Raw genomic sequence first — 13,669 nt, 5'->3', positions numbered from 1 at the left:
CATAGCTTCGTGACCCCGGTGGTATCCATTGGTCACCTTGGTTACGAACCGGCCTTCTTAGACCGCCGTTCGGCAGGATCCGGCTTGCGGCCGGCTGACGGCGCCGGTTCCAGCGACTCCAGCAGCTCGCGGATCTCCTCGAGTTCGCGGCGCAAGTAGTCACGGGTGGCGACCTCGCCGACCGCCAGCCGCAGCGCGGCCAATTCGCGGGCGAGGAACTCGGTGTCGGCCTTGGTTTGCTGAGCCCGGCGCCGGTCTTCGTCGAGGGAGACCTTGTCGCGGTTCTCCTGGCGGTTCTGGGCCAGCAGGATCAGCGGCGCCGCGTAGGCCGCCTGGGTGGAGAACGCGAGGTTGAGCAGGATGAACGGATAGGGGTCCCAGCGCCAGTGGACGGCGAACAGGTTCAGCGCGATCCAGACGATGACGATGATCGTCTGCCACAACAGGTAGCGCCCGGTGCCCAGGAAACGTGCGATCGACTCGCTGAACCGGCCGATCGCCTCGGGGTCGAAGTTGACCGAGAGCCGGCTGGGGGTGCGCGGCGTGGACAGGTCGCTCATGTCGTCCCCCCTGCGCTGGTCGCTTCATCGATCGGCTGCGGTTCTTCGAAGTCCGCCCGCCAGTCGTCGGGAAGCAGATGGTCGAGCACGTCGTCGACGGACACCGCACCCAGCAGATGGTTCTCTTCGTCGACCACCGGACCGCAGACCAGATTGTAGGCGGCGAAGTACCGGGTCACCGCGCCCAGCGAGGTGCCCGGCGTCAGGTGCGGAAGGCCGGTGTCGAGCATGCCGCTGACCAGGCTTGCCGGCGGCTCGCGCAGCAGCGCCTGCAGGTGGACACAGCCCAGGTAGCGGCCCGTCGGGGTGGCCGTCGGCGGCCGCACGACAAACACCAGCGAGGCCAGCGCCGGCGTCAGATCGGGATCGCGCACCCGGGCCAGCGCTTCGGCGATGGTGGTATCCGGTGCGACCACCACCGGCTCGGAGGTCATCAGACCACCCGCGGTATCGGGGGAGTGGCTCAACAGGCGCCGGACCGGTTCGGAGTCCTCCGGGTCCATCCGGCGCAGCAGCACCTCCGCCTCGGTGGGGTTGAGCACGCCGAGCAGGTCGGCCGCGTCGTCGGGGTCCATCGCTTCCAACACGTCGGCGGCCCTGGCGGTGTCCAGCTGCATCAGCAGTACCGACTGTTCGTCCTCGGGCAACTCCTGCAGGACGTCGGCCAGGCGCTCGTCATCGAGGGCCTTGATCACCTCGGTGCGGCGCTTGGCGGGCAGATCGCGCAGGGCGTCGGCCACCGCGATCGGACGCTGACCCTCGAACTGGTGCAGCAGCTGGGCTACCCCCTGGTCGGGCATCGCCAACGCGGACGGGGTGAGGCCCTGCACGTTCTGCCATTCGACCACCTGCACGCTCGAGCGCCGGCCGAGCCGGCGCTGGCTGCGTACCGCCACCCGGGTCACCAGCCAGTCCCTGGTCCGGCTCTGCTCGATGCCGAGGTCGATCACCACCACGTCGACGCCGGCCATCTGCGGTAACTCCGGATCGCTGACCCGGACCCGGGTGTCCAGCACCTGGCCCAGGACCAGAACCTCCCCGGGGCGCTGTGCGAACCGGCGCAGCGACACGTTGCCGGTGTTGAGTGTGACGGCGTTGGGCTCGATCGCGGTGACCCGCAGTATGGGCACGAAAATTCTTCGGCGCGTGAGCAATTCGACGACGAGCCCCAGGACTCGCGGTTGTTGTCGCACGATGCTCATGCTGATCACCACATCGCGCACACGGCCCAGCGACTCGCCGTCTGGCCCGAGTACGACCAACCCCGCCAACCGCGCCGCATACACCCTGTTCACCGACGCCATGGTTGAAAGGGTAGGAGTGTAGGCGTGGAGAACGCCTATCGGCCCCGCCGAACGTGTCTGTCCGTTCCCGGGAGCAGTCTCAAGATGATCGAGAAATCCAAGGGATTACCCGCGGACGAGGTGTTTCTGGATCTCGAGGACGCGGTGGCCCCGGACGCCAAGGCGCTGGCGCGCAAACAGGTCGGTGCGGCGCTGGCGAGCCCCGGCTGGGCGGGACAGTTACGTGGCGTGCGGGTCAACGACTGGACGACACCATGGACCCATCTCGACGTGATCGGCGTCGTGTCCGAGGTCGCGTCGGCACCCTCGGGTCATCTCGATGTGATCGTGTTGCCGAAGGTGACCGAGGCCAGCCACGTTCATGCGCTGGATCTGTTGCTGACGCAGCTCGAGCTGACGCACGGCCTGCCGGTCGGGCGGATCGGGATCGATGCGCAGATCGAAGATGCCAAGGGACTGAGGAATATCGACGCGATCGCGGGGGCGCCCCGGGTCCAGGCGCTGGTGCTCGGTCCGGCCGACCTGATGGCCAGCCTCAACATGCGGACACTGGTGGTCGGGGAGCAGCCCGAGGGGTACGACGTCGGCGACGCCTACCACCATGTGCTGATGACGATCCTCGTCGCGGCCCGCGCGCACGGGATCGCCGCGATCGACGGCCCGTATCTGAAGGTGCGTGACGTGGCGGCGTTCCGGCGGGTGGCCGGCCGCGCGGCGGCGTTGGGTTATGACGGCAAGTGGGTGCTGCATCCCGATCAGATCGAGGCGGGCAACGAGATATTCAGCCCACGCCAGCAGGAGTACGACCGCGCCGAGTTGATCCTGGAGGCCTACGAGTGGCACACGTCGACGGCCGGCGGCGCCCGCGGCGCGGTGATGCTCGGTGACGAGATGATCGACGAGGCCAGCCGCAAGATGGCGTTGGTGATCGCCGGCAAAGGCAGGGCTGCCGGGATGGCCCGGCAGGGCGACCGATTCGTGCCGCCGGCCTAGTTATTGACGTAGGGCGTACTGCTCGTCGCGAGGACGGCGACGAACGCGATGTAGAGCACCACCAATGCCAGGATCACCGCGCCGACCGCCACCCCGGCGACCGCGAGGCCGAAACCGTCTTGTCCGGTGCGTTTGGTTTCCCGCATCGCGACGATGCCGAGGATGATGCCCGCGATCGAGGGCAGCCCGCAGAGCAGCAGGCTGGCCAGCGAGGTCACCAGCGCGGCGATGGCTTTGCCGTTGGTGCCCGGCGGTTTCGTCGGTCGGTAGGGGTCATACGGGTCGACGGGGTAGCCCGGATATCCCGGCGGGTAGGGGTAACCCACCGGGTAGGGCGTCGGATACACCGGCGGGTAGTTGGCCGGGTAGTCGACCGGGGCGTAGGGATCGGCGGGCGGCGTCGTGCCGTCCGGCTGGGGCGTATTGGTCATCGGGTCAGCGCCACGCGTAGATGGCCCAGATCATGCCGATAATCAACGTCGCGACCCCGACCGCGATCCCGCTGATGGCCAGTCCGTAGCCACCTTGCCGGTTCTGCTTGATCTGACTGAGGGCGACGCCACCGAGCACGATGCCGACGATCGACAGCGCAAAGCCACAGAACGGAATCAGTCCCATCACCGAGGCCACCAATGACGCGATGGCCAAGGTGTTGGTTCCCGAACCGGGATCGGGGTAGGCGTAGCCGCCCGGATACGGCGCTGCGCCGTACTGCGGCGGGGGCGGCGGGTAGGCGCCGCCGTACTGCGGGCCCGGGTAGGGAGCCGGTGCGGCGGGATAGCCCGGCGGGGCCGCCTGCGGCGGATAGCCCGGCGGGGGATAGCTCGGCGGCGGATAGCCCGAAGGCGGGAACCCGCCGGGTGCCTCATATCCCGGATAGGGCAGTGGGGGAGGAGTCGGAGTGGGTTCATCTCCCGCGGGGGCCTCGTACCCGGCCGGGGTGGGCGTCTGCTCGATGGGCGGGGCTTCGTAGGTGCCTTCGGGAGGACCTTGCTCACGCTCGTTCTGCGGCTTTTCGCCGGAGTCGCCGCCGGAAGCTGTCATGCTGATCAACCTAGCGTATGCGCAGGTGGCGCGGGACTAGCGTGTCGTGCGGCACCATTGCCTGCGGTACCGCGTTGACCTGGTATCAAGCCGCTTTCGCTCGGGTTGATACGACGCGACAAATGACGTGCACGACAGGAGAATGAGCAGATATGACCAGCCCCTTTCCCCCCGGCCAGAACCCCGGCGGCGCAGCCGGCGCGGCCCGCCGCGGGCCGGTCGGTCTACCGACCCCGCCCAAGGGTTGGCCGATCGGTTCCTACCCCACCTATGCCGAGGCCCAGAAGGCCGTGGACTACCTGTCCGATCAGCAGTTCCCGGTGCAACAGGTGACCATCGTCGGCGTCGACCTGATGCAGGTCGAGCGCGTCACCGGCCGGTTGTCCTGGCCCAAGGTGCTTGGCGGCGGTGTCATCACCGGTGCCTGGCTGGGTATTTTCATCGGCCTGGTGTTGGGCTTCTTCAGCCCCAACCCGTGGGCTTCGCTGATCACCGGTGTGGTCGCCGGCGTGATCTTCGGGTTGATCACATCGTCGGTTCCGTACGCCATGGCGCGCGGCACAAGGGATTTCAGTTCGACGATGCAGCTGGTTGCCGGCCGCTATGACGTCCTGTGCGATCCGCAGAGCGCCGAGAAGGCGCGGGACATGCTGGCGCGCTTGACGATTTAGCGGGCGCCGAAACCGCTATTTCGTGGTGCGGCGCGGATCACGATTGCGCTGCATACGGCGTGGGAGTGTTGCACATCACGCCACCGGGGTTCTACGGTTTGCCCGCGGGTAATACCCGTCGTGATGCAGGCTGCGCCCAACACGGACAGCTGCGCCGCGAGTCGAGACGACGGGAGGCGGTTGTCGTGGCAAGCCCAGGCGCACGCGCTCGGCGAGTGGGTGCGGTAGCGCTGGCCGCGCTGACCACCGCCTCGGTGGTCAGTTCCTGCGGTTCGAGTGACGACGGCCTGGTCGTCAGCTTCTACACGCCCGCCAGCGAGACGGCCACGTTCACCGCCGTCGCCAAGCGTTGCAACGACGAACTTTCCGGGCGCTTCCGCATCGAGCAGCGCAGTCTGCCCAAGGCCGCCGACGATCAGCGGTTGCAGCTGGCGCGCCGGCTCACCGGAAACGACCGCACGCTGGACGTGATGGCGCTGGACGTGGTGTGGACCGCCGAGTTCGCCGAGGCGGGTTGGGCGCTGCCGCTGTCCGAGGATCCCGCCGGGCAGGCCGAGGCCGACGCCAACGACAACACTCTGCCCGGCCCACTGGAGACCGCCACGTGGCAGGACAAGCTCTACGCCGCACCGGTCACCACCAACACCCAATTGCTTTGGTACCGAGCCGATTTGGTCGCCCCGCCACCGGACACCTGGGACGGCATGGTGGCCGAGGCCACCCGGTTGCATGACGAGGGCAAGCCCAGTTGGATCGCCGTGCAGGCCAAGCAGTACGAGGGCCTGGTGGTCTGGTTCAACACGCTGCTGGAAAGCGCAGGCGGGCAAGTGCTCTCCGACGACGGCAAGACGGTCACCCTCACCGACACCCCCGAGCACCGCGCCGCGACGGTCAAGGCGCTGCAGATCATCAAGGCGGTGGCGACCGCGCCCGGCGCCGACCCGTCGGTGACCCAGACCGACGAGGGCACCGCACGGCTGGCCCTCGAGCAGGGTAAAGCCGCCCTCGAGGTCAACTGGCCGTTCGTGTTCGCGTCGATGCTGGAGAACGCCGTCAAGGGCGGGGTGCCGTTCCTGCCGCTGGATTCCAAGCCAGAACTGGCCGGCAGCATCAACGACGCCGGAACGTTCAGCCCGACCGATGATCAGTTCACCGTCGCTTTCGATGCGGCCAAGGAGGTGTTCGGGTTCGCTCCGTATCCGGGTGTGATCCCCGGCCAGCCGACCCGGGTGACGCTGGGCGGCTTGAATCTCGCGGTGGCCAAGACGACCCGCCATCCCGCCGAGGCATTCGAGGCGATCCGCTGCATTCGTAACCTCGAGAATCAGAAGTACACCTCCATCGAGGGCGGCCTGCCCGCGGTGCGTGCCTCGCTGTACTCCGATCCGGACTTCCAGAAGAAGTACCCGCAGTACGCCATCATCCGCGACCAGCTGACCACCGCGGCGGTGCGCCCGGCCACCCCGAACTATCAGGCGGTCTCGACGCGTATCTCGGCGACGCTGGCCCCGATCACTCAGATCGACCCGGAGAAGACCGCCGACGAGCTCACCACGCAGGTGCAGAAGGCGATCGACGGCAAGGGCCTGATCCCATGACCGCGACCGTGACCGGCCCGACGGCAGCCCGCAGCGACGATCGCCGGTCCCAGCGCAAGCTGGCCTACCTGCTCATCGCCCCGGCGGTCATCCTGATGCTCGCCGTGACCGCCTACCCGATCGTGTACGCGCTGTGGCTGAGCTTGCAGCGCTACAACCTGGCCAGCCCGGCCGACACCAAGTTCATCTGGTTCGAGAACTACCAGACGATTTTGAGCGACAAGTACTGGTGGACCGCCTTCGTCATCACGCTGGTCATCACGGTGATCTCGGTGGCCGTCGAGTTCGTACTGGGCATGGCACTCGCGTTGGTCATGCACCGCACCACCTTCGGTAAGGGTGTGGTGCGCACCGCGATCCTCATCCCGTACGGCATCGTCACCGTCGCCGCCTCCTATAGCTGGTACTACGCCTGGACGCCGGGCACCGGCTATCTGGCCAACCTGCTGCCCGAGGGCACTGCGCCGCTGACTCAACAGATTCCGTCGCTGGCGGTCGTCGTCCTCGCCGAAGTCTGGAAGACCACGCCGTTCATGGCACTGCTGTTGCTGGCCGGATTGGCGCTGGTGCCCGAGGATCTGCTCAAGGCCGCGCAAGTGGACGGCGCGGGCCCGTGGAAGCGGCTGATCAAGGTGACATTGCCGTTGATCAAGCCGGCGATCCTGGTGGCGCTGCTGTTCCGCACGCTGGACGCATTCCGGATCTTCGACAACATCTATGTACTCACCGGCGGTGCCAACGACACCGCATCGGTGTCGATCCTGGGTTATGACAACCTGTTCAAGGCGTTCAACATCGGCCTGGGTTCGGCGATCAGCGTGCTGGTGTTCTTATCCGTAGCCGTCATCGCGTTCATCTACATCAAGCTGTTCGGCGCTTCGGCGCCTGGCACGGACAATGAGGGGCGCTGAGATGGAGCGGGTGGGCGCCCGGCGGGCCGCGACATGGGTGATCATCGACGTCCTGGTGGTGGTCTATGCATTGTTCCCCGTCTTGTGGATCCTGAGCCTGTCACTGAAGCCCACGTCAACGGTCAAGGACGGCAAGCTCATTCCGTCGCAGATCACCTTCGACAACTACAAGGGCATCTTCACCGGTGACGCGTTCAGCTCCGCGCTGGTCAATTCGATCGGCATCGGGCTGATCACTACCGTGATCGCGGTGGTGATCGGCGGGATGGCCGCCTACGCGGTGGCACGGCTGGACTTCGCGGGCAAGAAGGTGCTCATCGGCGCCGCGTTGCTCATCGCGATGTTCCCGCAGATCTCTTTGGTGACACCGTTGTTCAACATCGAGCGCAGAATCGGGTTGTTCGACACCTGGCCGGGTCTGATCATCCCCTACATCACCTTCGCGCTGCCGCTGGCCATCTATACGCTCTCGGCGTTCTTTCGAGAGATTCCCTGGGATTTGGAGAAGGCCGCCAAGATGGACGGCGCCACACCGGCGCAGGCGTTTCGCCGGGTGATCGCCCCGCTGGCCGCTCCGGGCATCGTGACGGCGGCGATCCTGGTGTTCATCTTCGCCTGGAACGACCTGCTGCTGGCGTTGTCGCTGACGGCCACCGACGCTGCGATCACGGCGCCGGTGGCGATCGCGAACTTCACCGGCAGTTCGCAGTTCGAGGAACCGACCGGTTCGATCGCGGCGGGCGCGATGGTGATCACGATCCCGATCATCGTGTTTGTTCTGATTTTCCAACGACGGATTGTCGCCGGGCTGACATCCGGCGCGGTGAAGGGGTAGCGGGGTTTTCTATGGCCGAGATCGTCTTGGACCACGTGACCAAGAGTTATCCCGACGGTGCGGTGGCCGTGAAGGACCTGAGCCTGACCATCGCCGACGGTGAGTTCGTCATCTTGGTCGGACCGTCGGGATGCGGGAAGTCCACCACGCTGAACATGATTGCCGGGCTGGAGGAGATCACCTCCGGCGAACTGCGTATCGGCGGCGACCGGGTGAACGAGAAGGCACCCCGCGACCGTGACATCGCGATGGTCTTCCAGTCCTATGCGCTCTACCCGCACATGACGGTGCGGCAGAACATCGCGTTTCCGTTGACGCTGGCGAAGATGCCCAAGGCCGAGATCGCCAAGAAGGTCGAGGAGACCGCGAAAATCCTTGACCTGAACGAACTTCTGGACCGCAAGCCCGCCCAGCTCTCCGGTGGGCAGCGTCAGCGGGTGGCTATGGGTCGCGCGATTGTGCGCCAGCCCAAGGCGTTCCTGATGGACGAGCCTTTGAGCAACCTCGACGCCAAGCTGCGCGTGCAGATGCGCGGCGAGATCGCCCGGCTGCAGAACCGGCTGGGCACCACCACGGTGTATGTCACCCATGATCAGACCGAGGCGATGACACTGGGTGATCGGGTCGTGGTGCTGCGTGCCGGGGAAGCCCAGCAGATCGGGACACCTGAGGAGCTTTACGGGAAGCCGGCGAACCTGTTCGTCGCCGGATTCATCGGCTCACCGGCGATGAATTTCTTCCCCGCCGCGCTCACCGATATTGGGCTGCGGCTGCCGTTCGGCGAGGTGACGTTGACCCCGGAGGTTCGGGACGTCCTGGGTCGCCATCCCAAGCCGGCCAACATCATCGCCGGAATCCGCCCCGAGCATTTCGACGACGCCGCGCTGCTCGATGTCTATGAACGTATTCGCGCGCTGACGTTCGAGGTGACGGTGGATCTGGTCGAGTCGCTGGGTGCCGACAAGTACGTGTACTTCAAGACGTCGGGCGCCGGTGCCCGGGCGGCGCAACTCGCGGAGCTGGCCGCCGAGTCCGGGGCAGGTGAAAACGAATTTGTGGCAAGGCTTTCCGCAGATTCGAAGGCGACTGTTGGACAAACCATCGAGCTGGCCTTCGATACCACCAAGCTGCACATCTTCGACGCCGACAGCGGGGTCAACCTCACCATCCCACCCGCGGCCTAAGTGAACCAGCCGACCGATCTGGTACGCGGCCACGTCCGCGGCCACTTCGCCAATGCCGGCATCGGGGCGCAGCCGGATTCGGCCACGGTCACGTTCCTGGGCCTGGACCGCATCGAGGTGCTGCGGTTCGGGCCTGATCCCCAGGGCGTCGCACACTATGTGACGCTGGGATGTTCGCGACATCCGATGGCTGAGCCGTCATCCGGGCTGGCCGACCCGCTGCGCGGGCCGCGGGCCGAGATCGTGATGAGCCTGCGGGGCAGCACGCCGACACCCGGATTGGCGCGCAGTCTGGCTGTGGTGGCGGCCACCCCGGCAGTGGAGGGCGTGGTGCTGGTGGCTGACGCCTTGATCGACCTGTCCGCGCCGTTGTGGGAGTCGGCGCCGTTTACCGCTGTGCTGCTTGGTGATTCGGCCATTGCTGACCTGCCGTTGGCGCCGCCTCGTGAGCCGGTGCACTTTCTGACGGCGGTGCCGGTCACGCAGACCGAGGCCGCCTGGGTCCGGCTCAAGGGTGCCGGGGCCATGCGCCAAGCCTGGCTCGACGACGGGGTTGACGTTCTCGATCCCCGTCGCCGAGCGAGCCGACCTGGTTAGGCTTCCTGCGCCGCGGCCGCGGTCGTCGGGCGAACGATCGGCACCGTCACGGTGGTAGTGGTGCTTCCTCCATGGCCGTCGCTGATGGTGACGACGAAGGAATCGGTGTGCGCTGCCTGTCCCGGCTCCAGCGGTGTCGAGTTGGCGTCGTAGTTGGCTAGATCGAGGGCGGTCGGGTTGAGGTTCGTCACCGTAAAGGTGTAGTGGTCTTGCGTGGCTCGATCGATACCTACTGCGTTGGATACGAAGTAGCCTGTGCCTCCGCTGATGTTCGGCTGCCCGATGTACAACACTCCTTCGCTGAGCGCCTTCACATACCCGTTGGCCGAGATGACCCGCTTTTGGACGCCGTCGCTGGCGTACTGGATCAGCTGAATGTTTGGGTGACCGGCGATCACTGAGCCGGTATCCACGAATTGCACGTAGTCGCCGTCAGCCCAAGTGACCAATACCCTGTTCGGCCAGGGTGCGACGTAGGGATCGTGGAATGCAGACACCGTGCAGGTGGCTCCCAATGTGCCGCAACCGGGGCTCGTTGCTACGTCCAGCACCTGACTCTGGCCGAACTTTCCGCCGAACAAGCCGGTGGCGCTCGAGCCGGAACCCCCCGAGTCGTTGGGGATGTAGGTGAAGGCCCCAGTCGTTGGGTCCATCGTCACGGTTCCGCCGGTAGTCGTGGCGGGGGCGCTGTAGGTGAGGGTGTCGCCGTCGGCGTCGCTGCCCGACACTGTGCCGGCGACGGCACCGGTAGTGGAGTCTCCGGCGCCGACACTGACTGATTGCACCGTGGGGCTCTGGTTGATGGGTGCGGTGCTCACGGCCAGGGTGGTGGTGATGGCGGGGCCGGTGGTGTCGTTGGGCAGGGTGTCGGTGGCGGTGAAGGTGAGGGTGTCGGTGCCGCCGGTGTGGGCGAAGGTGGTCTCGGGGGTGTAGCGGTAGACCGGGGCGGTGGTGGTCAGGCCGAGTTCGGCTTTTTCGGCGTTGCTCAGGACGCTGAGGGTGCCGTGGCTGGCGGTGGTGGTGATGGTGACTGGGTCGGCGTCGGGGTCGGTGGCGCTCACGGTGATCAGGCGTGAGCCGTCGGCACTGGCGGCTCCCAGCGGGGAGGCGGTCACGGTGGGGCTGTGGTTGATGGGTGCGATGTTGGCGGCTTGTGGAAGTCGGATCTCAGCGATTTGTACGCATTGGCCTCCCTCGCACGCATCGTCCGTCGACAGAACCGTTGGGAAAACCAGCCGGTAGTAGCGGTAGGCCGTGGTGTTCACGAATGTGACGTCCGGGTATGCCGTGAAGCGCTCGGTTGGCGGTGCGAGTTGGCCCGATGAGATCAGCGCGAAGGTCGTTCCGTCGGCAGAGCCATACAGTTCGTAGGAGCTCGGATCGCGTCCGGGGAAGTCATTCGCGGTGGTTAGGCCAAGGCCATTCACCACCGCCTGGTTACCCGCCCCGAGGTCGATCGTGACCCCTGATCCCGGTCCGGCGAAGTTGAGGTACTTCGTCGAGACTGCACCATCAAAGGCTTCTGCGACGCTTTCGCTATCTGGGCTGGAACTCGTTCCAGACGTAGTGAAGGGGGTGAAGGCCGAGGGTGGGAGCCCATCGGTTACGTCGGCGACCGAAACAGCCGCCACGGTGACGGCGAGTTGGGTGGTTGCGGCGGCGTCGTAGTTGTCGGTGGCGGTGAAGGTGAGGGTGTCGGTGCCGCCGGTGTGGGCGAAGGTGGTCTCGGGGGTGTAGCGGTAGACGGTGGTGCCGGGGGTCAGGCCGGCCAGGCCCAGGGTGTTGAGTTCGTTGGCGCTCAGGGCGGTCAGGGTGCCGTGGCTGGCGGTGGTGGTGATGGTGACTGGGTCAGCGTCGGGGTCGCTGGTGTTCACGGCGATCAGGCGTGAGCCGTCGGCGCCGGCGGCCCCGAGGGGGGAGGCGGTCACGGTGGGGTTGTGGTTGATGGCGGCGGTGGTGACGGCCAGGGTGGTGGTGATGGCGGGGCCGGTGGAGCCGCTGGGCAGGGTGTCGGTGGCGGTGAAGGTGAGGGTGTCGGTGCCGCCGGTGTGGGCGAAGGTGGTCTCGGGGGTGTAGCGGTAGACGGTGGTGCCGGGGGTCAGGCCGGCCAGGCCCAGGGTGTTGAGTTCGTTGGCGCTCAGGGCGGTCAGGGTGCCGTGGCTGGCGGTGGTGGTGATGGTGACTGGGTCGGCGTCGGGGTCGCTGGTGTTCACGGCGATCAGGCGTGAGCCGTCGGCGCCGGCGGCCCCGAGGGGGGAGGCGGTCACGGTGGGGTTGTGGTTGATGGGTGTGGTGGTGATGCTGAGGACTTGGGTGGCGGTGGCGCCGGTGCTGTCGGTGGCGGTGAGGGTCAGGGTGTCGGTGCCGCCGGTGTGGGCGAAGGCAGCTTCGGGGGTGTAGGTGTAGGTGCCGTCGCTGTTGTCGGTGAGGGTGCCGTGGTTTGGCGAGCTGACGGTGACGGTGACGGTGTCGCCATCGGAGTCACCGGTTGCGGTGGTGATCACCCGGGTCCCGGTTTCGGCGTCGGCCGTCGCGAGGGAGGCGGTTAGTTCGGGCGCATGGTTGGCCGGGCCGACGGCCACGGTGAGCGTTTGTTTGTTCGGCGCCGACGTGGGGATGGTGGCGATACCGAGGGCGGTCAGAGCGTGGTTCAGTGCGTGGATCAGGTCGTCGATGACGTTGGTGTGGAACGGATTAACCGCGGAGTCCGTGGCGGTGATGGTGAAGCTGTCGGTCCCGCCGGCGTGGGCGTAGGCAGCGTCCGGGGTGTAGGTATACGTGCCGTCCTCGTTGACGGTGACCGCGCCGTGGCTGGGCTGTCCGTTGACTCGGTACTTGATAACGTCGCCGTCGGCGTCGTAGCTCTTGACGCTGCCAGTGATGACCCCGGTCTCGGGGTCTTTGGTGTAGGTCTGGGCGGTCAGGATCGGTGTGGAGTTGAAGAATGTGTAGTGGAAGCGGCGTACACCGACCCAGGCTGCGGCGATTAGATCGGGCACCGGCGCGTCGGGAACGGGCACGGTGGGGGCAAAGTCCTTGAACCCGATCCAGTCCAGAGTGTCGTCGACGATGGCGCGCACGGTGACCGGTGCTGTTACTGGGTCGGGGTATTTGCGCCAGCGGATGGTGACCGCAGACTGGGCGGTTTGAACGGTGCTCGAGCCGGGCGCCGGGGTCTGGGCCGAGGTGGCGGCGGGTGTTGTTGCCGCCGAGGGTGTTTCGGTCTTGCTGTCGGTTTCGGTGGGGTCAGCGCTGTGCTGCACGACGCCGAGGGGGTTGGGTCGTTTACTGGAGCCGCGGGTGGCCGAGCTGGTTGTCTTCGGGGCGTTGGCCCGGGTGCGTGCGGTCCCGGCGGTTCCGCGGTGGGGTTCTGCTGATTTCGTCGTGGAGTCCGCGCCCGAGGCTGCGTTGCCCTCGTCGGCGGCCGCGAGACCCGGTGCGGCCAGCAACGCCACACTTACGCCGGTGGCGGCGGTTCCGACCTGCAACCAACGCAATACTGGCAGGTCGCGCCCGTGGCGGCGGCGACGTGTGACCGACTGAGAGTTCCCCGACGAGCTCGACATAACTTCCCCCGGATGTGTGCTTATTGTCACGATCGTCAACCATTAAGCCACACAGATCACGATTCGGCATCTTTTTTTGGCAAAACCTTCAGCTAATCTCTACACCGGGTTGACCCCACGGTTCATCGAGAATGTCGCATTACCGGACGTTGTAGCGACTCAGACCGCAAACACTGGGAAGAGGGTTGGTTAACTTTGGTGCGACGAAATCAGCACCGTCAGGCCGCTACAGCCAGTGATTCCGTCGGAAGTTCAAGTACAAGAACCCGCACACCGTCGCCATCAGCGCCAGGACCGCGGGGTAGCCATATGCCCAGGACAGCTCGGGCATGTGCTCGAAGTTCATGCCGTAGATAGCGGCGATCATGGTCGAAACCGCGGCAAATGACCACTCAGGCCGAGGCCG

General features: G+C 66.3%; 13 protein-coding genes. 7 read left to right on the top strand and 6 right to left on the bottom strand.

Annotated elements, in window-relative coordinates:
- Window positions 1-41: 41 nt before the first annotated feature.
- Together ADBZ9K_RS10070 and ADBZ9K_RS10065 are read right to left on the bottom strand one after the other, a co-directional pair.
- Window positions 42-560, bottom strand: a complete 519-nt coding sequence (locus ADBZ9K_RS10070) for a DUF1003 domain-containing protein (protein WP_526619916.1) — start codon at window positions 558-560, stop codon at window positions 42-44.
- Window positions 557-1,864, bottom strand: coding sequence for a magnesium transporter MgtE N-terminal domain-containing protein (locus ADBZ9K_RS10065; protein WP_526619915.1), 1,308 nt, complete (start codon window positions 1,862-1,864; stop codon window positions 557-559). The genes ADBZ9K_RS10070 and ADBZ9K_RS10065 overlap by 4 nt, the downstream gene beginning before the upstream one ends.
- A gap of 24 nt (window positions 1,865-1,888) precedes the next feature.
- Between ADBZ9K_RS10065 and ADBZ9K_RS10060 the strand changes: the two genes are divergently transcribed.
- Complete coding sequence (locus ADBZ9K_RS10060) at window positions 1,889-2,857, top strand: HpcH/HpaI aldolase/citrate lyase family protein (protein ID WP_526619914.1); 969 nt, start codon at window positions 1,889-1,891, stop codon at window positions 2,855-2,857.
- Here ADBZ9K_RS10060 and ADBZ9K_RS10055 read toward each other — a convergent pair.
- Both ADBZ9K_RS10055 and ADBZ9K_RS10050 read right to left on the bottom strand, forming a co-directional pair.
- Window positions 2,854-3,288, bottom strand: a complete 435-nt coding sequence (locus ADBZ9K_RS10055; RefSeq protein ID WP_526619913.1) for a DUF4190 domain-containing protein — start codon at window positions 3,286-3,288, stop codon at window positions 2,854-2,856. The genes ADBZ9K_RS10060 and ADBZ9K_RS10055 overlap by 4 nt on opposite strands.
- Window positions 3,289-3,292: 4 nt before the next feature.
- Window positions 3,293-3,901: a DUF4190 domain-containing protein gene (locus tag ADBZ9K_RS10050; RefSeq protein ID WP_526619912.1), complete on the bottom strand. Its 609-nt coding sequence runs from the start codon at window positions 3,899-3,901 to the stop codon at window positions 3,293-3,295.
- A 152-nt stretch (window positions 3,902-4,053) separates the two neighbouring features.
- Between ADBZ9K_RS10050 and ADBZ9K_RS10045 the strand changes: the two genes are divergently transcribed.
- From ADBZ9K_RS10045 to ADBZ9K_RS10020, 6 genes are all read left to right on the top strand, one after another.
- Window positions 4,054-4,572, top strand: coding sequence for a general stress protein (locus ADBZ9K_RS10045; RefSeq protein WP_526619911.1), 519 nt, complete (start codon window positions 4,054-4,056; stop codon window positions 4,570-4,572).
- A gap of 185 nt (window positions 4,573-4,757) precedes the next feature.
- Complete coding sequence (locus tag ADBZ9K_RS10040; RefSeq protein WP_526619910.1) at window positions 4,758-6,170, top strand: ABC transporter substrate-binding protein; 1,413 nt, start codon at window positions 4,758-4,760, stop codon at window positions 6,168-6,170.
- Window positions 6,167-7,081, top strand: coding sequence for a carbohydrate ABC transporter permease (locus ADBZ9K_RS10035; protein ID WP_526619909.1), 915 nt, complete (start codon window positions 6,167-6,169; stop codon window positions 7,079-7,081). The genes ADBZ9K_RS10040 and ADBZ9K_RS10035 overlap by 4 nt, the downstream gene beginning before the upstream one ends.
- A 10-nt stretch (window positions 7,082-7,091) precedes the next feature.
- Window positions 7,092-7,916: a carbohydrate ABC transporter permease gene (locus tag ADBZ9K_RS10030; protein ID WP_526620882.1), complete on the top strand. Its 825-nt coding sequence runs from the start codon at window positions 7,092-7,094 to the stop codon at window positions 7,914-7,916.
- A gap of 11 nt (window positions 7,917-7,927) precedes the next feature.
- The gene (locus ADBZ9K_RS10025; RefSeq protein WP_526619908.1) at window positions 7,928-9,100 is read left to right on the top strand and encodes an ABC transporter ATP-binding protein; all 1,173 of its coding nucleotides are present in this window, start codon (window positions 7,928-7,930) and stop codon (window positions 9,098-9,100) included.
- A complete protein-coding gene (locus ADBZ9K_RS10020; protein ID WP_526619907.1) occupies window positions 9,101-9,697 on the top strand; it encodes a suppressor of fused domain protein in 597 nt (198 codons plus the stop codon).
- On the opposite strand, the gene ADBZ9K_RS10015 is transcribed toward ADBZ9K_RS10020, so the two are convergent.
- Window positions 9,694-13,185: a beta strand repeat-containing protein gene (locus ADBZ9K_RS10015; RefSeq protein ID WP_526619906.1), complete on the bottom strand. Its 3,492-nt coding sequence runs from the start codon at window positions 13,183-13,185 to the stop codon at window positions 9,694-9,696. The genes ADBZ9K_RS10020 and ADBZ9K_RS10015 overlap by 4 nt on opposite strands.
- Before the next feature lie 304 nt (window positions 13,186-13,489).
- Complete coding sequence (locus ADBZ9K_RS10010; protein WP_526619905.1) at window positions 13,490-13,630, bottom strand: CorA family divalent cation transporter; 141 nt, start codon at window positions 13,628-13,630, stop codon at window positions 13,490-13,492.
- Between the last annotated feature and the right edge of the window lie 39 nt (window positions 13,631-13,669).

Source organism: Mycobacterium sp., from assembly GCF_965229265.1.
In the GTDB taxonomy this organism is placed as follows: domain Bacteria; phylum Actinomycetota; class Actinomycetes; order Mycobacteriales; family Mycobacteriaceae; genus Mycobacterium.
The sequence above is the reverse complement of the archived record's forward strand: the minus strand, read 5'-3'. Positions and strand labels throughout refer to the sequence as shown.